Raw genomic sequence first — 21,633 nt, forward strand, 5'->3', positions numbered from 1 at the left:
CTACATTGGATGACTTAAATATGACAATTATGCTGGTAAACAAAAAAATATTGGTCATGCTGGGGTTAATCTCAGTTGTGATATTAGGTGCTATGACATCTATGACACCAAAAGCGGCAGAAGACGAAGGTTTTAAAAACCTGAAAGTGTTGCCGAAAAATATTACAAAAGATCAGCTTCATGCAGTAATGGATGAATGGGAACATTCATTAGGCGTACATTGTAACTTTTGCCATGTGCGTGATGAAGCAGCTAAAAAGATGGATTGGGTAAGCGATGCTAAGCCCGAAAAAAATATGGCACGCGATATGTTCAAGATGATGAACAAAATTAACAGTAAGTATTTTCATGCTAAAAAAGATTCATTGGGTATGGTGCTAAAGGCTGGTGTTAACTGTAATAGTTGCCACCGCGGTAGTGCCCATCCGGAAGTTACCGTGCCTACTGGTGGTCGTGGCCCGGGTGGTCCGCCTCCTGGTGCACCTGGTCAGCCTGGCCCTCCTCCTGCAGGAGCGCCTGCCCCTGATAAAAAGGAATAATTGTAATACCGCTATTTAAAACGCCTTTAACCTAAAAGTTAGAGGCGTTTTTGTTTGTGATATAGTGGAAAAAAGTACTAAAATAAGTGGGAAATACCCTTTTTATATTTGCTAACAAAATGTTCACAGTAAATTCATGATTAATATTTAACTTTAATGGATTTTAATACCCCATAATAAATTAGCTATAATATGACTGCTGAATTAAATAGCAAGCCTGGCGTTGATAACATTACGCCCATAAGGCCTTTAGCTGCTCAAAAAGAATTACGTTGCCGCAGTTGCAAAGCAAGTATTTCACGCATTAAACGCGGCCCGTTTGTTAAAACATTTTTGTTTTGGTTACCCATTAAACGCTACGTTTGCTATCGTTGTAACCGTAAATCATACAGGTTTGATAAAACAGGCAAATAAACATTGACTTACAAGTAGTGTAAACAATGGTTTATTTTATCCTGGTTCCATAATTAATTCCTGCCTGCTAACCGGTAAATAAATTACATTTGTTTATGCAAAAGATACTGGTAGCCAACCGTGGCGAAATAGCTTTAAGGGTCATGCGTTCTGCGCGTGAGATGGGGATTAAAACTGTTGCAGTTTATTCAGATGCTGACCGTGACGCGCTACATGTGCGTTATGCAGACGAAGCGGTGCATATTGGTGCCTCCCCCTCAAATCAATCCTACCTCGTTGGCGAAAAAATTATCGCAGCCTGTATTAAAACAGGGGCGGAGGGTATTCATCCTGGTTATGGTTTTTTGAGCGAGAATGCGGCATTTGCCAGGCAGGTACGGGATGCTGGCCTTATTCTCATCGGTCCATCGCCCGAAGCAATGGAGGTAATGGGCAATAAACTATCGGCAAAAGCTGCTGCATTAAAATATAACATACCGATGGTTCCCGGTACCGAGGAAGCTATAACGGATGTTGCCGAGGCAAAAAAGCGTGCGGTTGAAGTAGGTTTCCCCATCCTGATAAAGGCTGCTGCCGGTGGTGGCGGGAAGGGTATGCGTATAGTTGAGGGACCGAATGATTTTGAAGAGCAAATGCAGATGGCCGTGTCTGAAGCTACATCCGCCTTTGGTGATGGATCCGTTTTCATTGAACGTTACGTTTCATCTCCCCGGCATATCGAGATCCAGGTTTTGGGCGATACTCATGGTAACATTGTTCACCTGTTTGAGCGGGATTGCTCAGTGCAACGCCGCCATCAGAAGGTAATAGAAGAAGCTCCTTCAAAAGTGCTCACCCCGCAAATAAGAGAAAAAATAGGTAAATGTGCAGTTGATGTTGCACGTTCTGTAAATTATACGGGTGCAGGTACGGTAGAATTTATCATGGATGCCGACCTCAATTTTTATTTTCTGGAGATGAACACCCGTTTGCAGGTGGAGCATCCCGTTACTGAATTAATAACCGGTATCGACCTTGTGAAAGAGCAGATCAATATTGCCAGGGGATTACCTATCAGCTTTAAACAGGAAGATTTGCAGATCCGTGGTCATGCCATCGAACTTAGAGTATATGCCGAAGACCCGGCTAATGGTTTCCTGCCGGATATTGGTACCCTGCAAACATATATCGCCCCAAAGGGCGCTGGTGTACGGGTTGATGATGGTTTTGAACAGGGGATGGAGATTCCTATTTATTATGATCCGATGATAGCTAAGCTTATTACTTACGGCAAAGATCGTGCGGAAGCCGTAGAGCGGATGATAAGGGCCATTGATGAGTACCAGATCACGGGCATTACAACCACATTAGGCTTTGGTAGGTTTGTTATGCAGCACGAAGCCTTTATTTCCGGTAATTTTGATACCCATTTTGTGCAAAAGTATTTCGCCCCTGAGGTATTGCAAACCGGGAATAAAGAAGAGGCCCGGATTGCTGCGGTATTAATGGAATTATTGCTTAGTCAGAAAAAAGTTAAAATGTCATCAGTCGCCGGCGCTGAAACAAGTAACTGGTTGAAAAACAGAAGTAAACATTAATTACAACAATTCAACAAGGCTGCTAAAGCTATCAGCTGTGGCGGCCATGCCATCAGGCACTACGCCGAAACCATAGCTGGCAAAAATGAAAGGTACTCCCGCTTGTGTGGCTGCATTATAATCGCCCATGGTATCGCCTACATAAACAGCGGCTTTAAGCTCATGATCGTTTACGATATCTTTTATATTGTCTGCTTTAGGGTTACCTTTTGTGCCAAAGCACTGATGCGCTAAAAAATAAGGGTGCATGTTATTCAAATCCAAAAACACTTCAATATAACCGTTTTGGCAATTACTAACAATGTAAAGCTTGTATTTTGTACCAAGATATTTAAGGGTTTCTTCTAATTGCGGATAAAGTTCGCCACCTTTAGTATGCAGGATTTCGAGTTCGCTTATTGCGCAAAGGCTTTGTACCTCTTTGCGTTGATCGATGGTAAGGGTAGGGAAAAGTTTATCAAAAATGGAATCGTAGGTCATCCCGGTAATGGATCTTACCCGTTCAACTGTCATTTCTTCGTTTAAGTAATCAACTTTAGCAATGGCGTTCTGCCAGGCCAGCGCTACATTAGCGGTGCTATCCCAAAGAGTACCATCCAGGTCAAAAATTATACTATCGAATTTGTTTTTTAATGAAGTATCCATAATGGCCGCAAAAATAAGGGAATATTTTTTGAAGCAGCTATTGTACAGTAAATTATTACATTTAGAAAGAAAATACGCAAGGCATGATCTACTTTAAGAAGATATACTTTAATTACGATGATAAAGCTAATATTGAAGCCGCATTACGAAAAAATTCTATTAAACGAACCCGAGGTTTAGATCTTGGTTCTTCTAAATTAGACATAGGTACAGATAAATGCTTTTTTGGTTACGATGGTAAAAATGCTTTGTACTTTACCCGTATTAAAAGCTCTGTCGAATTTTTTCTGCCTAAGATCATTTTTAGTATCTCTAAAAACGAAACCGACATCTATTACGGTTACCGGCTAAGTATATTGCCTTTTATACTTGTATCCTTATTTTCAATCGGGTTGATTATCGGTATAATTTCTCTTGTTGCGGGAATTCCGCAGTCAGAGGGTTTAATAAGTTTTGGCGTATTTGTAATGATTTTAATAGCGTTAATATGGGCTGAAATAAAAATAACTTCTTTGAAAATCAAAAAGGTTATCGCAAATCATCAAGATCCGCAATAGTGTTTTTGTCATCGATCCCTCACAAATATCTGAGTATCTTTAATTGGCAAAACAATTGAGTAAATTTGTTTATATACAATAAACAGAGGAAGATATAATATTGAATACTGCCCGCCCACCCAAAAATACCCTTAATACAAAAGTTACACTAAAAGAACGTTTTGACGCGTTACGCAATTTGCCGGCCTTTTTTAAGCTGGTATGGCAAACCAGCCGTTGGATGACCGTGGTTAACGCGCTGCTGCGTATCATTCGCTCGGCCATGCCGTTGGGATTACTTTATGTAGGCAAGCTGATCATTGATAACGTGGTTACCATAAGCCACAGCCCGGTTAAGGATATGAGCCAGCTTTGGGAGCTGGTGGGGCTGGAGTTTGCATTAGCAATTTTAACCGATGCGTTAAGCAGGGCTATAACGTTGATGGATAGCTTACTTGGCGACTTGTTTAGTAATTATACTTCGGTAAAGATCATGGCACATGCCGCTACGCTTGATCTGGATCAGTTTGAAGATTCGGTATTTTATGATAAGCTGGAACGGGCACGGCAGCAAACCATAGGGCGTACTATATTGCTATCACAGGTTATGAGCCAGGTGCAGGATCTTATAACCATGGGCTTTTTGGCTGTAGGGTTGATGACTTTTAATCCATGGCTTATTGTTTTGTTATTGATTGCCATAATTCCAGCTTTTTTAGGTGAATCCTACTTTAATGATCGTAGCTATGCCCTTACCCGCGGCCAAACGCCCGAACGCCGGGAGTTGGATTATGTCCGTTACCTGGGCGCAAGTGATGAAACTGCTAAAGAAGTAAAGATCTTTGATCTCTCGGGATTTATCATCAATCGCTTTAAAGAACTCTCTGGCAAATTTTACAACGATAATAAACGCCTGGCTATTAAACGCTCGTTATGGGGAACATTTTTTGCCATGTTGGGTAGTTTGGGTTATTACGGAGCTTACGTGGTAATCATCATCAGGGCGGTACAGGGTAGTGTAACTATTGGTGAACTTGCTTTCCTGGCAGGTTCATTTCGTCAACTTCGTGCTTTGTTAGAGGGGATTCTTACCCGGTTTACTGCTGTATCGCAGGGGGCCATTTACCTGCGCGATTTTTTTGAATTTTTCGAGATCGAACCTAAAATAAAACATGCAGCAAATGCATTACCGTTTCCAAAAATCATACAACGGGGATTTACTTTCGAGGATGTGGGTTTCAGATACGTCAACTCTGACAGGTGGGCCAACCGGCATTTAAGTTTTACTTTATACCCCGGCGAAAAGCTTGCACTGGTAGGAGAGAACGGGGCAGGGAAAACTACCCTGGTGAAGTTGTTATCCCGGCTTTATGACCCTACAGAAGGCCGTATTTTGCTGGATGGTATCGACCTGCGTGAATATGATCTTGCTGACCTTCGCCTTAATGTAGGTATCATTTTCCAGGATTATTTACGCTACCAGATGAGTTTTGCTCAAAATATAGCCGTTGGTAAAATAAGCGAGAAGGATAACAGGCCTTTGATAGTAAATTCGGCCAGGCAAAGCCTTGCGGATGTACTTGCTGCTAAATTACCGGGTGCTTATGATCAGCAACTGGGTAAACGCTTTGCCGATGGTGTTGAACTATCAGGTGGCGAATGGCAGAAAGTAGCGCTTGCCCGTGCCTATATGCGCGATGCTCAATTGCTTATACTTGATGAGCCAACTTCGGCACTGGATGCAAGAGCCGAATTCAATGTTTTTGAACGCTTTGCCGAACTTACCAAAGGCCGGTCGGCAGTATTGATTTCACACCGTTTTAGTACAGTACGCATGGCCGATAGAATTCTTGTATTGGAAAAAGGCCAACTGGTAGAAATTGGCAGCCACGAAGAGCTATTGCTTAAGGGAGGGCGCTATGCCGAGTTATTTGATTTGCAGGCAGCAGGATACAGATAATTTGTATTTCACCTTTTTAAGGTGAGGATAGCCAGCAAGTTATTACCGGGAGGGATTTTTCAATTCTCGAATTTTATAGAAAGAAATATTGTTTGTAATATATATGTTACAATAACTTTAATCTTCATTCTGTTTTTCTATAAATAATCTCAATTAAAGCCTGTTTTCTTAAAGATTGCGTAAAAATACGTGCGCATTTCAGTGTAATCACTATATGTTATTTATTTATCAAACCTTATCTTTGATATAACATTTATTTGATACCTAAGTCTACATTAATATCCTACCGCTATGAAGCTATTTTACCATTTTTTGTTTTTTGTTTTTACATCACTCATATTGGTTGCCTGTGCCAATTTATTTGCTTCAGACGCTCCAGGTAAATCCCAAATAGATGAATTTCCTGCCCCTGAGTCCAATAATGTTGAATCGAAAGATGATTCCACAATCTCGATTACCAATAGTGATGCATTTGCTTTTAAAGTTAACAATTCAAAAGGTAGTAACCCTTTATACACAAGTTTAATACAGGATAACGCAATGGATTTTGCTTACCAAAAGTTTGTTTATGTAAACAACGTTCAAATAGCCCTTAATTATTTCGGTGCACTTAAAAAATTCAAATAAGTTTAGTTAATAGTTAGTTTAATTTAGTTAGGGAAACAGTTGCAAGCAGCCATTACAGAAGTGTAACGGCTGTCTTGTTTTAAGGAGTTAAATGTTCGCCGGGGCAATTAATAATTAAAATGGCCCAAAGTGAAAAGTGCTGTTAAAAGCGGTATAGCTAATAAAAAGTATGCTTTGGCTAATTGTACATTGTCGGCATTACCCAATATAAATACTTTGTACAGGTCGTTTTTTATGGTGTTTAATTTAGCTTTCATTGTTCAAAAAATTGATGATCGGTAAATGTGAATCTTTGCAATTTTGACAGAAAGCAGTAAACATGGTTTAACCGTTTGCGTTTATATTTTATCCTTACTCATTTCGGGATGATAATGTAAACCGGGGGTAAGCCAATGAAGCAATACAACCCTTGAATACCTAAAATTAAACGGAGATAACAATACAGCAACGCTTAATATGATACCACAATACAACCACGGGTTGCTGCTGCCGGTTAATACATGAATGGCGACAGCAATGGTAACCATCTCGGCAACATTTAGGGCATAGCTCACAAACATAGCTACATAAAAATAACCCGGTTCCCGCTCATAGGTTAAGCCACAATGTGAACAGGTTTTATGCATTGCCTGCCCTTTAAAGCTATACATGCTGGTGCTGAATAAATCGCCCCGGCGGCAACGTGGACATTTGGCATGTACTATTGCAGGCCAGGCAGCTAACTCATATTTTTTAGTATTTTCCATGATCATATTAATTATTAATTTTTCAATATCTGTTTGCGGAATTCCTCGGGAGTAATATTCTCCATTTTTTTAAAAAACTTGGTGAAGTAGGAATTGTCGCTGAAGTTTAGTTTAAACGCTATATCACTAATGCTGAGCTGTGGATTGGTTAACAATCTTTTAGCTTCTAACAAAGTACGGTTACGGATCAATTCTCCCGCCGACAGTCCCACTAAATCTTTACAAACCGCGTTAAGGTGGTTTGGGGTGATATATAATAATTCGGCGTAGTCTTTTGGTAATTTAATATTGGTGTAGTGCTGCTCAATTAATTTATTATAGTTTTTGAGCAGGGTTTGATTATAGGTTAATTTACCTGTGGTATCCTGTTGTACATTCAACCTGTTGATATGGATAAATATCTCGAGCATGAGCAATCTCACCATATCGCTGCCCGAAAGGGCGGGTTTTATGATCTCTGAAAGTATATTCTCAAACAGCGATTTAACTACACCGTAGCTATCTTCCGGCAGATCGATCACCGCGTCTTTCAAACTTCCGTTGAAGAATGAAAAGTTGGTTAGATAGCCAGGCTGCAACACGAATGACTGGATAAACGATTCGGAAAAATTAATGATATAGCCGTCGGTAAAACCATCAAAATTCCAGGAATGCACCTGTCCCGGTATCATAAAATAAATTTGACGGGGTTTTACTTCAAAATTTTCAAAATCGATGCTATGTGATCCGCTACCATCAGTAAACAGTACAAGATGATAAAAAGAATGACGATGCGGGAAGAACAGGTTCTTGTGCGAGTCGAGATAGGGGGCAAAACGGCTTGCCAGCAAGTCATCCTGCCTTACGTCAGATAACGAGCAAATATCATATACCGGGATGCTTTGTATCATGTATCAAAATTACAAACAATGCCATCGTTTTGAATGGTACTATTGTTATTTTGAATGGTATTATTTACTGATTTTTAGTTTTTAGCTATTTAAGCTTTAGTCCACTTTTGGATAACATTTTCCAATCTTTCAAATGTGAATGGTTTACTCACAAAATCTTTCATGCCGGCCATGGTACACTCATTTTCATCCTCGCTTAAAACGTTAGCAGTCATCGCTATAATAGGCGGAGCGCTCATTCCATGCTTTTTAAGGATGTTCCTGGTTGCCTGTAACCCATCCATTTCGGGCATCTGGATATCCATGAATATAAGGTCATATAGCTGATCATCATTCATCCTGATGGCATCCAATCCGTTTTCGGCAATATCAATATTGTACCCAACTTTTTTAAATATCTTACTTGCAATAAGCTGATTCATTTTGTTATCCTCGGCCAAAAGAATCCTTAGAGGGCGGTACAGAAACGTTTTTTTATCTTCTGTTTTGGGTTCAGTAACTACCTCTCCATTGGTTACCTGTAATGGCAAATTAAAAATAAATACAGATCCTTGCGCCTCTTTGCTAATGGCCCATATTTTACCATTCATCAATTCAACCAGTTTTTTACAAATGGACAGACCAAGGCCTGTACCGCCATATTTGCGCAGAGCGGTTGTGTTTACCTGTGTAAATGGTTTAAACAACTGTGTTAACGATTCCTGGCTGATGCCGATGCCATCATCCTTTATGTGGAAGCTGATATCCTGGAGGCCATCTTTTACTTCGGATCCTTTTACGGTTACGGTAACCGCTCCTTCATCAGTAAATTTGATGGCGTTGCCTATCAGGTTAACTAAAATTTGCTGTAAACGTCCTTCATCTACTTTAACAAATTGAGCTACGTTATCATCAACTATATAGCTAAGCACAATGGGTTTGTGCTGATTGGTAATGCCGGGCTGACTGATATCAACAACTGTTTTAACACAATGCCTGATATTAGTGGTAACCGGCGAGAGGATCAATTTATCGGCCTCTATTTTAGAAATATCCAGAATATCGCTAATGATATTAATAAGCAGATTACCGCTTGCCTGCAGGGTTTGTAGAAGTTCCTGCTGATCTGGCATTAAAGCAGATCGTGACAGTAATTGTGAAGCGCCGATGATTCCGTTGAGCGGGGTGCGTATCTCATGGCTCATGTTAGCCAAAAAGTTCGATTTGGCAAATGTAGCGGCTTCGGCTTCTTCTTTTGAAGCTTGAAGAGCAACCTGTGATGTTTGCAACTCTTCGCTTTTGTGAATAAGGTCGCGCTTATCAGCTTCATGGCTTTTTTTGATGAATCCAATGAGCAGGCCTACCAATACAATGTTTATAACGGCCGATGATATGAGATCAAATTGGTTTGATGATTCATCCGAGGCTGCTGAAATCCATTGCGGATGTGCCTTTTCCAGCATATAACAGCTGATAAATACACCGGCCAGTATACATATAAATATATAATGGTATCGCTGCTTTACCAGTAACGTTATCAGCACAATTAAAAAAATACCAATTTGGGTAGTTGATCCGTGTATGCCTCCATTATAAAACCAGCCCGGGAAAATTGAAGCTATACCCAGGCCTATATAAACATATACAAGGTTTTCTTTATAGCCTTTAAACCTGCTTTGGTAATAAGCAAAGGCCGAAAATGAAAGTACAAAAAGATTTGCCAGGATTAAACCCAGGCCAAATCCTAATATAATATTTATTGCAAGCGATATAACATTATTGAAGCAAATGAATAAAGTAAGAGCGTTAAAAAGTTTATTCTCAAGAGACAAACGAGAATCGCCATAACCGATGATTTGTTTTAGCTTTTCCATTTAAGTTAAAAAATTAATTATAGAGTACTATTACGCAAAAAACAACTAAAAGGATAGGGTAATTAATGGAAATTTTTTGAGGAAAAATAATTTAAATATTTAAACAGGTAAATTAACAACAAGGAATTGTTTAATAATTAAATTATTTGGCGGGGATAATTTATTAAGTAATTAACTCATTAAAAGTTAAGCTTTAAACTGAAGGGAGTAATTAATACAGCATGCCCGGTTAAAACATACTGTATTAAGAAGAAATATCAATATGCGCTCGCGCTGGTTAGCACGTCAATTGTTTCTGTACTGAGTTGTAAGGTAGCCGCCTGGGCGAGGTCTTTTAACTGAGATACGGTTGTGGCGCTCACAATTGGAGCTGTTATTGTTGGCCGGGCAATCAACCAGGCTAAAGCAACGGCCGCGGGTTTGGTGTTATATTGTGCCGATACTTCATCTAAAACCTTTAAAATACGCATCCCTCTTTCGGTTAAGTATTTTTTTACCAGAGAAGAACGACTACTACCTTCTAAATCAGCCGCGGAGCGGTATTTGCCGCTTAAAAAGCCACTGGCTAATGAAAAATAGCTGATAACACCTATGCTTTGTTCTTTGATAAAGGGTTCAAGGGTGGTTTCGTATTTTTCCCTGTCAAACAGGTTATATTCTGGTTGCAGGCTCTGGTAGCTGGCCAGTCCTTTTTCACGGCTCACCTTGAGCGATTCATGTAACCGTTCAACAGAAAAATTAGATGCTCCTATAGCCCGTACTTTGCCATCTTTTATTAGCTGGTCAAAGGCTCTAAGAGTTTCTTCAACCGGCGTTGTAGCATCGTCATAATGTGATTGATAAAGGTCAATATAATCGGTTTGCAGCCTGGTTAAAGAATCTTCAACTGCTTTTATTATATAATCTTTTTTTAGCCCTTTTTTATCGGCCGCCAGTTCGGCGCCAACTTTAGTTGCAATAATCACTTTATCGCGTTTGCCACTTAGTTTAAGCCATTTGCCAATTTCTGTTTCAGATTCGCCTCCTTTATTGCCTGGTGACCATTTAGAGTATACGTCGGCTGTATCAACGGTATTAAAACCTGCATCTAAAAATGCATCCAGTAATAAAGCCGTATCGTTACCCTTAACTGTCCATCCAAAAACATTTCCCCCAAAAACCAAAGGCGCGGTTTTTATTCCCGATGTGCCTAATTCGCGCTGTTCCATAATATAATTTATTAAAAAACTAATTTGATGATAAAAGGCATGCGAAGCGTAAATTGTTTGTCAGGCAGGTATAATAATCAGGTAATAAATTTACTTCAAAATATTATCGGTAACCCTGGCTATATCATAGCTTATCTTATTTATAAAACCCAACTGCTCTTTTAATAAACTTTCGTCAGCGGTAAGCACCGGCTTTTCAAGTTCGGCTCCTGAGTTTGCTTTGCCAATATTAAACTCAATACTTTGTCCGTGGAGTTTTTTATTGGTTTCGTTTAATACAGCTATATTTTTTTTAATGAGCTTTAAAGCCTCCGGATGTTGCCGGTGATTATTTTTTATCAGGCCTACGGCAATGGTTGTAATATATGATGACAGGATATGATTAAGTACCACAAACTTGTGTACTTCCTTAACATTGCGCTGCTTACTTTTAGGTTCGGATGTCATCCGCTCAAACGTGGCTGATAAGTTGGCCGATTTTACATAGACATCTTTACGCGCAAGCTTGTAGGCCGTAGTGCCAACAACTTTGTCTGAAATACTTTCGGCTATGGCAATGAGGTAATTGATATTGGCTACCACAACCTCGCGCAGGGTTTCCTCTATCATCTCAAACTCCCAGGTTGGAAATATCAGGTAACTGGCAATAAACGCGATAGAGGATCCGATGACAGTATCTAATATACGCTCCTGGGCTACATTGAGTAATCCTACTCCTAAAAATTTGAATAGGATGAGCACATATGGTGTCATGAAAATTACACTTACCACATAGTTAAGCCGCTGAAAACTATAAGCACCTACCATAAAAATCATCAGGAAAATAAATTGAGCAATAGTATTGGGTATAAAGCTTAATATCAATATTCCGATAACGCCTCCGCCAATGGTGCCTATCAGCCTTTGGTAATTACGCTGCTTGGATAGGCTGAAACCGGGTTTTAGAATCACGATGATAGTTAGTAATACCCAATAGCTATGATGTCCCTGTGCTATAGTTTTGGCAGTAATAAAGCCCACCAAACAAACCAGGGCCACCCTAAGTGCATGCTTAAACGCGCCAGAAGCTAAAGTTAAATTGTCCCAAAAAATGTGTGGTGCATAATCCTGGTGGGTTACAAACTGGGAGTATTCTATTTCGCCTTTTATTTCGGTTGATTTTAAGGCATTTTTGGCGTTATAATAATTGTAGATATTGTTAATGCCTTCGCTTAAGTTACGGAGATTGATCAGGATTTTTTTTAATACCAGGTTGCTGGTTTCCTGTTGATCTTTACCAATTGAATCAATCTTTAACTTCAGCTTCTCCAGTTCTATGTTGAAATCCATTACATGGCGGTGCCGGGTGTTGGAAAGTACGATATAGGCGATATCATCAAGTTCATCGGCCATATGATGTACAATGCGGGCTATTTCGTTCAAAACACCGGTATCTCCAAATTTTTCGCGGATTTCATTGTAATCATAATGGGTGGCCATTATTTGCTCAAACATATCCACAAGATCAACAAACGTGAGTACCAGGATGCGCCCTGCTCCGGTTGATTCCCGTACCATCACCCTGCTTTTGAATAATAGCTCGCGCACGGCATCCTGGTGCTGGCTTACCTGTATCTGCTGCGATACCAGTTTACGGTAATTTTCATCTATGTTGCTATCCGTATTATAAAACTCAGCTTTTATGCGTAAAAATTTAGCTATATCAGCCACGTTTTCGCCAAGGGTTTGTTGTGCCGCACGGTAAGGCCTGATCCCGAAAAATATGAGACTGAATAACATATACCATATCCCTCCCAGTAATATTGTGCCACTATACATAAGCACTTCTGATGGAGCAAGGGCCTTATCCATCATAAATATCATAATGAGTAAAGAGGATGTGCCAATAGATGCGGCCCGGTTTCCGTAAATTATAAAGATGCTGAACAAGAATGAGAAAAGGGTGATCTCCAAACCCAGTGTAAAAACATTTAACCGCGCAAATCCCGTGGTAACTGCAACAATAAACAGGCACAAATTACCAATAGCCATAGCATTACGCTTATGTGTAAGCGGCCCCGGATTATCTATTACGCAAATACAAAGCGCGCCCAGTGATAATGTTAGTCCAAGATCAAACATGCCAAACTCCAATAACACCAGGGATGGCAGTAATATTCCAGCAGAGATGCGCAAACCATCAGAAAAATACTGACTATAAAAGAAGCTGTTGATCTCCCGGGTATTAAGTTTCATTAATTGCAATTGTTTTTATTATACGGAGATAAAGCTATGATGTTTACATGGTTCATTGCAAATTTTTAGCAATGAGCTACTCCATTTCATTTAACGCTTTTTTTGCGCCAAAAAAGGTTTTCAAATTTACAAAAATTAAATCTTTTGGGTGTATTTTAATAAATATGGCATTAATAACGAATAACTGTTATAAATTACTCACTTTTTGCTGAAATTTAATTTTAGATATTTAAATTCACCCCCGGTATTGTGCGCTGCCCATTGCCCATCAATTTTAACCTTCAACTTATTTGTACTATGTCGTTAACTTTAAAACTCAGTCAAAGAGAAACAACTTTTAATCATGAAGTTGTAACCCGTTTTGAGTTGTATAACAGTTTATTCCAAACGCTTCCTTTTTACCAGGTAAAGGATACAGGAATTTTGTTGCCTTTTTTTAGCTCACATTGCGAAAAGGGGGCTGTAATGAACGCATCACCTACGGATATTATTGAAACCTTTTTTAAGAAGTACGTTCCGGATATTGATCACCGCGAGCAGATAAACAGGATGTTTCGTTTTATACAATACATTGAGCGCCAGGTTGTGTTGTTTGATGCTATTGAAGATTCTTCTTTTAATAAAATAGGTAAGTTTGATGATACCGGAACTTTGCAAAGCCTGCTGCAACAAGCTGCCATAAGTGATGAAACCCGTAAAAACATCAGCGAAAAGTTAAAAGACTTTTCGTTAAGACTGGTGCTTACCGCGCATCCAACCCAGTTTTACCCTGGCACGGTGCTGGGTATCATGACCGACCTTATAGAGGCTGTAAAGGTTAACGATATTAATACTATTGATGTGTTGTTACAGCAATTGGGCAAAACACCATTTTTTAACAAAACATCACCTACGCCTGTTGATGAAGCCATCAGCTTATCGTGGTTTCTGGAAAATATATTTTACCATGCCGTATCGGGTATTCAATCAAAACTCGAAGATGAGTTTGATATTGATGCCAGCAATCAGCTGCTTGAAATGGGTTTTTGGCCAGGTGGCGACAGGGACGGAAATCCTAATGTAACTACTGAAACTACCAAAGCTGTTGCCAGTTATTTAAGGCAGCGCCTGTTTAGGTGCTATTACCGCGATTTTAGAACGCTTAAACGCCGTATTACTTTCCGAGGTGTTGAAAAACCTATGGCTAAGCTTGAAAAGCTGATTTACAAAAATGCCAATGAGCAAAATGACCCTAAAAATTTGCAGGCCGAGCTATTGAGCTTACTTCAATCCATTAAACAAACCATCATTACAGATCACGATAGCTTGTTTGTTGATGTGGTAGAAGATTTGATGCAAAAGGTACGTTTATTCGGTTGTTATTTTGCCACTTTGGATATAAGACAAGATAGCCGTGTATTGCGCAGTGTTTTTGATTTTGTGACTGAACAGGCAGAAACAGGCGTTATTAAAGGTTATAATAAATTTGATGAAGGCGAAAAACTGAGCAAGCTTACTTTTAACGAGGTTGATTACAAATGCCCGGCCGATGCTGATGACATGACCCGTGACACGCTGGATACGATAAGGCTGATGAAACAAATTCAGCAGAGCAATGGCGAAAAGGCCTGCCAGCGCTTTATCATTAGCAACTGCCAGCAGGCATCAGATATTTTACAACTTATAGATTTATTTTTATGGAGCGGATGGGAAAAAGATAGTCTTACTGTTGACTTTATGCCGCTGTTTGAGACTGTGAACGATCTGACACGCGCAGGCGAGATCATGGAGCAGCTATATACTCATCCATATTATGCCCAGCATTTAAAAATGCGCGGAAACAGGCAAACTATCATGCTCGGTTTTTCTGATAGCACCAAGGATGGAGGATATCTGATGGCTAACTGGAGCATTTATAAAGCTAAAGTTGAGCTAACAACCATAGCCCGTAAGTATGGAGTAAGCCTTGCGTTTTTTGATGGCAGGGGAGGCCCACCGGCACGCGGCGGAGGTAAAACACATCGCTTTTACGCTTCAATGGGTAATGAAATAGCTAATGATCATATTCAGCTCACCATACAGGGGCAAACCGTAAGCTCGCAATACGGATCAATTGAGACAGCGAGGTTTAACATGGAGCAATTGGTTAATGCGGGAGTTATATCGGCCTTGCATCCTAATCGTAATGATTTATTGGATAGCAGGCACAAATCCCTGATATCAGAAATGGCAGACGAAAGTTATAAGCTATTTATGGCTTTGCGCGCTCATCCTTTGTTTGTGGAGTACCTGGAGAAATTTAGTCCGCTTAAACTATTGTCCAGGATTAATATCAGTAGCCGCCCAACCAAACGTAACGCCGGCGCGCCATTGAAGCTGGAAGATTTGCGTGCCATTAGCTTTGTAACCTCATGGAGCCAGCTTAAGCAAAGCATTCCTGGCTTTTACGGTGTAGGTACAGCGCTTAAAAAGATGAAGGATGGAGGTAACTGGCACGAAATCCAGGAACTATATCAAACATCTGGTTTCTTTAAAACCATGCTGGATAATTGCATGATGTCTATGTCAAAATCAGATTTCAGGGTTACCGCCTATCTTGAAAAAGATGAAACATTTGGGGATTTTTGGAAAATGCTGAAAGATGAGTTTGAACTAACCCGTGAAATGCTGTTAGAACTAACAGGCTCTACTGTTTTAATGGAAGAATACCCTGTTGAGCGCCGTTCTATCGCCATTCGCGAAAAGATAGTACTGCCATTGGTTATTATTCAGCATTATGCCCTGCAATGCTTAAACAACAGTAAAGATAGTGAGTTGGTGGATATTTATGATAAGCTGGTAATTCGTACGGTTTATGGTATTGTAAATGCCGGTAGAAATTTGGCGTAAGCAGAAATCTCGCCCAGCCCTCTCCAAAGGAGAGGGCTTAAAAAAGCGAGTAGAAAAAAAACAAAAAAAAAGATATTGCGGAGGGATTCAACACTCTGCCGCAGAAATGATGTTTTAAAAGGTTTGTCATCCTGAACGTAGTGAAGGATTTATTCGCAGACTTTACAGGGCGAAGAAGCATGGTGAATAATAGATCTTTCACTACGTTCAAGATGACAAAAGTTTTTTTGCAAAAGAAACTGACGATAATTTATTTACAACGCCGGTTGCATCCCTGTGGAAATAGCAAGCCTGTTCCATGCGTTAATAGCTATGATGGCCAGTATCACTTGTGCAATATAGGCTTCAGGTAAAACTTTGGCTACGGCTTCATAGGTAGCGTCAGCAACATGGTTTTGTATCAATGTAACCTCTTCTGTTAAGGCCAGTATTGCTCTCTCTTCTTCGGTAAAAAATGGTGTTTCTCTCCAGGCATTAAGCGCATAAATACGTTGTTCGGTTTCACCGGCTTTACGGGCGTCTTTGGTATGCATATCTATACAAAAAGCACAGCCATTTATTTGAGATGCCCGGATTTTGATCAATTCGCGGTGAGTTTTACTTACAGTGCTTTTGGCGATATATTGATCAAGGTTTAATAATATTTTGTAGGCCTCCGGGTCGGTTTTACCGATATTTACTCTTGTTTTCATTTTTATGTTGTTTTGATACATCAAAAGTAGTATCAAAACAGGCGTCAAAAAATGAATCAAGATTAATAAAACAGAAGTGCGCTAACCTTTTTTCGCCCTTATTTTGCTCATAAACTGTGGAGTAAAACCAAGATATGATGCCAGCATGTATTGAGGTATCCGCTGCATAAAAGCCGGGAACAAACTATTAAAATGCCAGTATGTTTCTTCATCGCTCATACTGTAGATATATTTAATACGGGTTTGGGCTGCGGCAAATGCCCGTTGCTGTACTATTCTGAAATAACGTTCCAATTTAGGCACTGCAATAAAAAGCTCTTCGAGTTTGCTTTTTGTTATGCTGATAACCTCAGTATTTTCAATGGCCTGGATATAATAAAATGATGGGCTACCACTATCCAAACTTACATAGTCAGTAAGCCACCAGTTTTCGATCGCAAATTGGGTTATCTGCTCGTTTAATTTTTTGTTGATAAAATAGAGGCGTAAACAGCCATTACTTACAAAATAAAGTTCCTTACAAATATGATCCGGTTGTAGCAGAAAAGCTTTTTTCTTAACGGTTTTCACTACCACAGCCGAATTGATCAATTGCTCATCGGCTTCAGTAAGTTCGATGAATTTTTTAATATGATCAGTAAGTTTGGAGTGCATATAGATGGTGCTTAAAAGCAGTTGGAGTTTTATTCAAGAATGTTTTATACTCAAGCTGCACAGGTTGTATAGCAAAGCTACGTTGTAAGCCGGAGATTACTTAATATCTATGGATGAAAAGTTGCAGAATCTCAGGCTTACGAAGTTTTCAAAACTTCGTAAGCCTTTCCTGTGATCCTGTCAAATTATTTTTCGAGGTAATCCTTCAATGATATGCCTGTTATATGTGTCCAGCCGGCAACAAAATTTTCTTTTTTGAATGCATCTGTTTGAGGGAAGGTTTCCAGGCCTGTATGGGTGAGTTTAAGGCGGGTGCCTTCACCTTCGGGGAACAACTCCCATGTAACTTCCGAATCGCCTTCGCGACCATCATAGCGCCAGGTATAGGCAATTTTACTGCCTTCAACAACTTGGGTTACCCTGCACAGGTGGCGATATTTAACATTGTCGTCACCTGCTGTGAACTCAAACTCGAAGTCTACTTCCGGTTTAAATTCGGCAATGTTAAAATACCATTCCTGCATTTTATCCCTGTCGGTAATGGCTTCCCAAACTTTGCTCACCGGTGCGTTGTAAGTGCGTTCAATTTCAAAAGGTTGTGTGCTCATAATTTTTCATTTTTAGGATTTATAATGTCTGTGTTTTGTTCTTTGGTGAGGAATATATCCAGGGCATCAAGTTTTTGTGTCCAGAACCGGCTATACTGTTCGGCCCAATCGGTTACTTCTTTAAGTTGTTTTAAATCGGCTTTGCAAAACCGTTCGCGGCCCTGCTGCTTAATAACCAATAAACCACACTCTGTAAGAATCTTGATGTGCTTGGATACAGCGGGGCGGCTCATATTAAAATTATCTGCCACTGTATTAAGGTTCATACTTTGGTGCGCTAACAGGTTGATGATTTCCCTTCGGGTGGGGTCGGCAATGGCTTTAAAAACGTCTCGGTGCATGGTAATAATGGCTATATGAAACCTTATGGTTACAAATATATATGAAACCTTTTGGTTACGCAATAGCGAAATGAAAAATAACCTCAGGTCATTTCAATGGCCCGGGGTTACTTGCGTCAGAATAAAGTTATGGTACTTATTTATCCGAAGGGTTTTTCTTGTTATTCAGTAACATGGTCACCATCTTAGCTAAACGTTCTTCACGCGTTTTTTCCTGTTTGGCGGTTAATATCCACAATACATATTCTTTTTTATTGCTATAGGAGAGTTGCTGAAACCAGGCCAGGGCGGCAGGCTGTTGCTCAAGTGCACTCTTAACATTAGGGGGGAGTGTTACTGCTTTTTTATCGACATCAATAAACTCACTGTATTCATTATTCCGGATGCTTTCATTTCGCCCTTCAGAAATTTTCGATTGTCCCTCAGGCCTGAAACGCAAAGCCGTCCATGTTTCATCAATTGCTGCAGCAGCAACCGGACCCCATCCATATTTAGTTGGTTCATCCCAACTGCCCATCATCTCGAGGTCTGTTTTTATGCCAGAGCTTTTTTTAGGATAAATGATCCAAAAAATGGTGTTATTATTTAATAACGGAAAAACCACTTTCAGTTCTGATGCCAGTTCGGCACTGCTTTTAACAAATAATTGTATCCCGTTAAATTCGCCGGCAGTGTTAAAAACAACCTCGGCACCGTCTGGTAAAGGTGATAAACTATCCGGGTAATTTGCCGGTGCATTTTGAAGCAGCCACCGGGAATCAGGTTTTATTTGCAATTTTTTTGCGAGGGCGTTCATTGGGTTATTGGTCATTACAATTGGAGTAGCTAATTTACAAAATAAATTAACTACGCGGCAGATGAGAAGTGGGTACACATTGCAAGTAAATCACCCCCGACTATTTTATAGCCAGCTTCGCAAAGAAATCCCAAAGTACAATGCCAGCCGAAACCACAATGTTGAATGAGTGTTTAGTACCAAACTGAGGAATCTCGATACACGCATCAATATTTTGCATCACTTCATCGCTTACGCCGTTTACTTCGTTGCCAAATACAAGTGCATATTTTTTAGTAGCATCGGGATTAAATTCATTGAGCATGATACTGTTTTTAGCTTGCTCAACAGCAATGATCTGGTATCCGTCAAGCCGTAATTGTTCAACAGCTTGTAATGGCGTTTCGAAATAGGTCCAGTTTACAGATTGGGTGGCACCAAGGGCTGTTTTCTCAATTTCACGATGAGGAGGTTGAGCAGTGATGCCACAAAGGCAAACCTGCTCAACCGCGAAACCATCAGAGGTACGAAAGATAGAGCCTATATTGTGCATGCTGCGCACATTATCTAATACAACGGTAACCGGTAGCTTGTCCTGTTCCTTAAATTCCTCAACAGAAGCCCGGTTCAGCTCATCTAACTTTAATTTGCGAATCTCCATAGTTTATTTTTTACTGGTTCATTAGCTTTATCAATAAACTAATAAACTTCGAGGCGCAAAAGTATTGATAAATAGCTTAAATAGCCACCTCGTTTAGTAAACCTACGCCGTTGCCAATTAAAGAGCTGTATACGGATGGTGCATAGCCTATTTTACTGGTGTAGTAATCTGTTACACCTTTGCTGTAATCTTCAAAGGCATCGCCTTTAACAAGGGCTATTGCACAACCGCCAAAACCTGCACCTGTCATACGGGCACCGGCAACATCAGGGTTTGTTTTACTGTACTCTGCCACTGTATCAAGTTCAATACCGCTTACTTCGTACAAATCCCGCAGGGAATCATGAGATGCATACATGAGTTTGCCAAACTCGGCTAAATCATTATTGGCTAAAGCTTTGGCAGCAAGTTTTACACGGTCATTTTCTTCAATAACGTGTTTGGCACGCTTAAGTACAACTGTGTCAGTTATCAGGTATTGGTATTTTTGAAGTGTTTCGGCATCAATATCGCACAGGTGATTGATGTTTAGTTCTTGCTGAAGAGCAGTTAAAGCTGTTTGACACTCCTCCACACGTTCATTGTATTTTGATTCGGCCAGTTTGCGGGGTTTGTTGGTATTGATAATGGCTAAAACATAATCGCCAAGGTTACTGTCAACAGCCTCATAGTCCAGCGTATCGCAGTTAAGCATCAATGCTTTGTTCTTTTCGCCAAATGCAACTGCAAATTGGTCCATAATGCCACAGTTTACACCGATGAAGTTGTTTTCTACCGATTTGGAAAGTTTTACCAAATCAAGCTTGCTGTATCCGCTTTTAAAAATATCGTTGAGTGCAAAAGCGGTAACTACCTCAATGGAAGCAGAGGATGATAAACCAGATCCAATAGGGATATCGCCGTAAAAAAGCATATCGAGACCATTAAGCTCGTGATTTTCTTTTATGAAAGAATCGATGACCCCAATAGGGAAGTTAAACCAGTTTTCGCCAACTTTTTCATATGACGCTTGCAAAGGGACGTCCTGTTTTTCGTCAAAATTTAAACTCCTGAAACGGAAAACGCCATCTTCATTAGGTGATGTTAGCAGGTAGGTACCAAAAGTGATGGCACATGGCATTACCAGGCCGCCATTATAATCAATATGTTCGCCAATAAGGTTTACGCGTCCGGGTGAAAAGTAAGCGTTGTCTGCTTCTTTGTTAAAAATTTTATTGAATTCCTGGTGTAAAGTATTCTTCATTGTTCAGGTTGGTTTACTGGAAAACAAATATTGTAAAAATTGTCATATTTACAGTTATAAATTTAAATTAATTTCAAAAAAGGGTTAAAAAAGAGCCCAAAAGAAGCATTATGACTTAAAATTTTGTCTGCGTTTTTAATTTTATAGTTTTACGGCAATCAAAACAACAAGGATCAGCTTAACACCCTGGTAAATTAATGCCAAATTTAAAAGCCATGAAACAATACCTGATTACCGGATATGATTATACCGACGAAGGCGCTTTACAACGCCGTATGAATGTACGCCCGCATCACCTTGATGGTGCTAAAGCGCTTAAAGCAAGTGGAAATTATGTTTTGGGCGGAGCTGTGTTAAATGATGAAGGGAATATGATAGGTTCGGTTATGATATTGCAATTTGAAACCGAAGAAGAGCTTGATGCCTGGAAACAAAATGAGCCTTACATTACCCAAAAAGTATGGGAATCGGTTGATGTGAAGCCTTATAAAGTGGCGGCGGTTTAGTTTGCAGTGGGCAGTTTACAGTTTGCAGTAGGCAGTTTATGGTGGGCAGTTTATG

General features: G+C 39.9%; 22 protein-coding genes. 8 read left to right on the top strand and 14 right to left on the bottom strand.

Annotation, left to right across the window (positions count from 1 at the left end; genetic code table 11):
* Window positions 1-56 precede the first annotated feature (56 nt).
* The 3 genes from AC1D0K_RS04520 (at window position 57) to accC (ending at window position 2,530) form a co-directional block, all read left to right on the top strand.
* Window positions 57-539 carry a c-type cytochrome gene (locus tag AC1D0K_RS04520; protein ID WP_295716200.1) on the top strand — a complete coding sequence of 161 codons (483 nt, stop codon included), beginning with the start codon at window positions 57-59 and terminating at the stop codon, window positions 537-539.
* Between the two features lie 192 nt (window positions 540-731).
* The gene (locus tag AC1D0K_RS04525) at window positions 732-953 is read left to right on the top strand and encodes a hypothetical protein (RefSeq protein ID WP_295716197.1); all 222 of its coding nucleotides are present in this window, start codon (window positions 732-734) and stop codon (window positions 951-953) included.
* Between the two features lie 95 nt (window positions 954-1,048).
* Window positions 1,049-2,530, top strand: a complete 1,482-nt coding sequence (accC, locus tag AC1D0K_RS04530) for an acetyl-CoA carboxylase biotin carboxylase subunit (RefSeq protein WP_477443702.1) — start codon at window positions 1,049-1,051, stop codon at window positions 2,528-2,530.
* Here the strand turns inward: accC and AC1D0K_RS04535 are convergent, their stop codons facing one another.
* On the bottom strand, window positions 2,531-3,175 hold the full coding sequence (locus AC1D0K_RS04535) for an HAD family hydrolase (protein ID WP_477395438.1): 645 nt from the start codon (window positions 3,173-3,175) through the stop codon (window positions 2,531-2,533).
* Window positions 3,176-3,258: 83 nt separating this feature from the next.
* On the opposite strand from AC1D0K_RS04535, the gene AC1D0K_RS04540 reads away from it, so the two are divergent.
* The 3 genes from AC1D0K_RS04540 to AC1D0K_RS04550 all read left to right on the top strand — a co-directional run bounded on the left by AC1D0K_RS04540 (window position 3,259) and on the right by AC1D0K_RS04550 (window position 6,298).
* Window positions 3,259-3,732, top strand: coding sequence for a hypothetical protein (locus tag AC1D0K_RS04540; protein WP_477395440.1), 474 nt, complete (start codon window positions 3,259-3,261; stop codon window positions 3,730-3,732).
* A 100-nt stretch (window positions 3,733-3,832) separates the two neighbouring features.
* Window positions 3,833-5,671, top strand: coding sequence for an ABC transporter ATP-binding protein (locus AC1D0K_RS04545; RefSeq protein ID WP_477395442.1), 1,839 nt, complete (start codon window positions 3,833-3,835; stop codon window positions 5,669-5,671).
* 291 nt (window positions 5,672-5,962) lie between these two features.
* On the top strand, window positions 5,963-6,298 hold the full coding sequence (locus AC1D0K_RS04550; RefSeq protein ID WP_477395444.1) for a hypothetical protein: 336 nt from the start codon (window positions 5,963-5,965) through the stop codon (window positions 6,296-6,298).
* 107 nt (window positions 6,299-6,405) lie between these two features.
* Here AC1D0K_RS04550 and AC1D0K_RS04555 read toward each other — a convergent pair whose 3' ends face one another.
* From AC1D0K_RS04555 to AC1D0K_RS04580, 6 genes are all read right to left on the bottom strand, one after another.
* Window positions 6,406-6,555, bottom strand: a complete 150-nt coding sequence (locus AC1D0K_RS04555) for a hypothetical protein (RefSeq protein WP_477395446.1) — start codon at window positions 6,553-6,555, stop codon at window positions 6,406-6,408.
* Between the two features lie 81 nt (window positions 6,556-6,636).
* The gene (locus tag AC1D0K_RS04560; RefSeq protein ID WP_295716185.1) at window positions 6,637-7,044 is read right to left on the bottom strand and encodes a DUF983 domain-containing protein; all 408 of its coding nucleotides are present in this window, start codon (window positions 7,042-7,044) and stop codon (window positions 6,637-6,639) included.
* A gap of 14 nt (window positions 7,045-7,058) precedes the next feature.
* Entirely contained in the window at window positions 7,059-7,934 is an 876-nt protein-coding gene (locus AC1D0K_RS04565; RefSeq protein ID WP_477443227.1) for an AraC family transcriptional regulator, read from the bottom strand.
* Window positions 7,935-8,023: 89 nt separating this feature from the next.
* Window positions 8,024-9,787, bottom strand: a complete 1,764-nt coding sequence (locus tag AC1D0K_RS04570; RefSeq protein WP_477395451.1) for an ATP-binding protein — start codon at window positions 9,785-9,787, stop codon at window positions 8,024-8,026.
* Between the two features lie 257 nt (window positions 9,788-10,044).
* A complete protein-coding gene (locus AC1D0K_RS04575; RefSeq protein ID WP_477395453.1) occupies window positions 10,045-10,995 on the bottom strand; it encodes an aldo/keto reductase in 951 nt (316 codons plus the stop codon).
* A gap of 90 nt (window positions 10,996-11,085) precedes the next feature.
* Window positions 11,086-13,230, bottom strand: a complete 2,145-nt coding sequence (locus AC1D0K_RS04580; protein WP_477395455.1) for an FUSC family membrane protein — start codon at window positions 13,228-13,230, stop codon at window positions 11,086-11,088.
* Between the two features lie 297 nt (window positions 13,231-13,527).
* Here AC1D0K_RS04580 and AC1D0K_RS04585 point away from each other — a divergent pair, with 297 nt between their 5' ends.
* On the top strand, window positions 13,528-16,098 hold the full coding sequence (locus tag AC1D0K_RS04585; RefSeq protein ID WP_477395457.1) for a phosphoenolpyruvate carboxylase: 2,571 nt from the start codon (window positions 13,528-13,530) through the stop codon (window positions 16,096-16,098).
* Window positions 16,099-16,352: 254 nt separating this feature from the next.
* Here the strand turns inward: AC1D0K_RS04585 and AC1D0K_RS04590 are convergent, their stop codons facing one another.
* From AC1D0K_RS04590 to AC1D0K_RS04620, 7 genes are all read right to left on the bottom strand, one after another.
* Window positions 16,353-16,790: a carboxymuconolactone decarboxylase family protein gene (locus tag AC1D0K_RS04590; protein ID WP_477395459.1), complete on the bottom strand. Its 438-nt coding sequence runs from the start codon at window positions 16,788-16,790 to the stop codon at window positions 16,353-16,355.
* A gap of 81 nt (window positions 16,791-16,871) precedes the next feature.
* The gene (locus tag AC1D0K_RS04595; protein ID WP_477395461.1) at window positions 16,872-17,444 is read right to left on the bottom strand and encodes a Crp/Fnr family transcriptional regulator; all 573 of its coding nucleotides are present in this window, start codon (window positions 17,442-17,444) and stop codon (window positions 16,872-16,874) included.
* Window positions 17,445-17,629: 185 nt separating this feature from the next.
* Window positions 17,630-18,052 (bottom strand): SRPBCC family protein, encoded by a 423-nt coding sequence (locus AC1D0K_RS04600; RefSeq protein ID WP_477395463.1) that lies wholly within the window; start codon window positions 18,050-18,052, stop codon window positions 17,630-17,632.
* Window positions 18,049-18,393, bottom strand: a complete 345-nt coding sequence (locus AC1D0K_RS04605) for an ArsR/SmtB family transcription factor (protein WP_477395465.1) — start codon at window positions 18,391-18,393, stop codon at window positions 18,049-18,051. Before AC1D0K_RS04605 ends, AC1D0K_RS04600 begins: the two co-directional genes overlap by 4 nt.
* Window positions 18,394-18,529: 136 nt before the next feature.
* Window positions 18,530-19,204, bottom strand: coding sequence for a YdeI/OmpD-associated family protein (locus AC1D0K_RS04610; RefSeq protein WP_477463004.1), 675 nt, complete (start codon window positions 19,202-19,204; stop codon window positions 18,530-18,532).
* Window positions 19,205-19,289: 85 nt separating this feature from the next.
* Window positions 19,290-19,823 (bottom strand): RNA methyltransferase, encoded by a 534-nt coding sequence (locus AC1D0K_RS04615; RefSeq protein ID WP_477395491.1) that lies wholly within the window; start codon window positions 19,821-19,823, stop codon window positions 19,290-19,292.
* Between the two features lie 82 nt (window positions 19,824-19,905).
* Window positions 19,906-21,072, bottom strand: a complete 1,167-nt coding sequence (locus AC1D0K_RS04620; RefSeq protein WP_477395469.1) for a galactokinase — start codon at window positions 21,070-21,072, stop codon at window positions 19,906-19,908.
* Window positions 21,073-21,269: 197 nt separating this feature from the next.
* Between AC1D0K_RS04620 and AC1D0K_RS04625 the strand changes: the two genes are divergently transcribed.
* A complete protein-coding gene (locus AC1D0K_RS04625) occupies window positions 21,270-21,578 on the top strand; it encodes a YciI family protein (protein ID WP_477395471.1) in 309 nt (102 codons plus the stop codon).
* Window positions 21,579-21,633 lie beyond the last annotated feature (55 nt).

It is taken from the genome of Mucilaginibacter sp. P1_A3 (assembly GCF_056406855.1).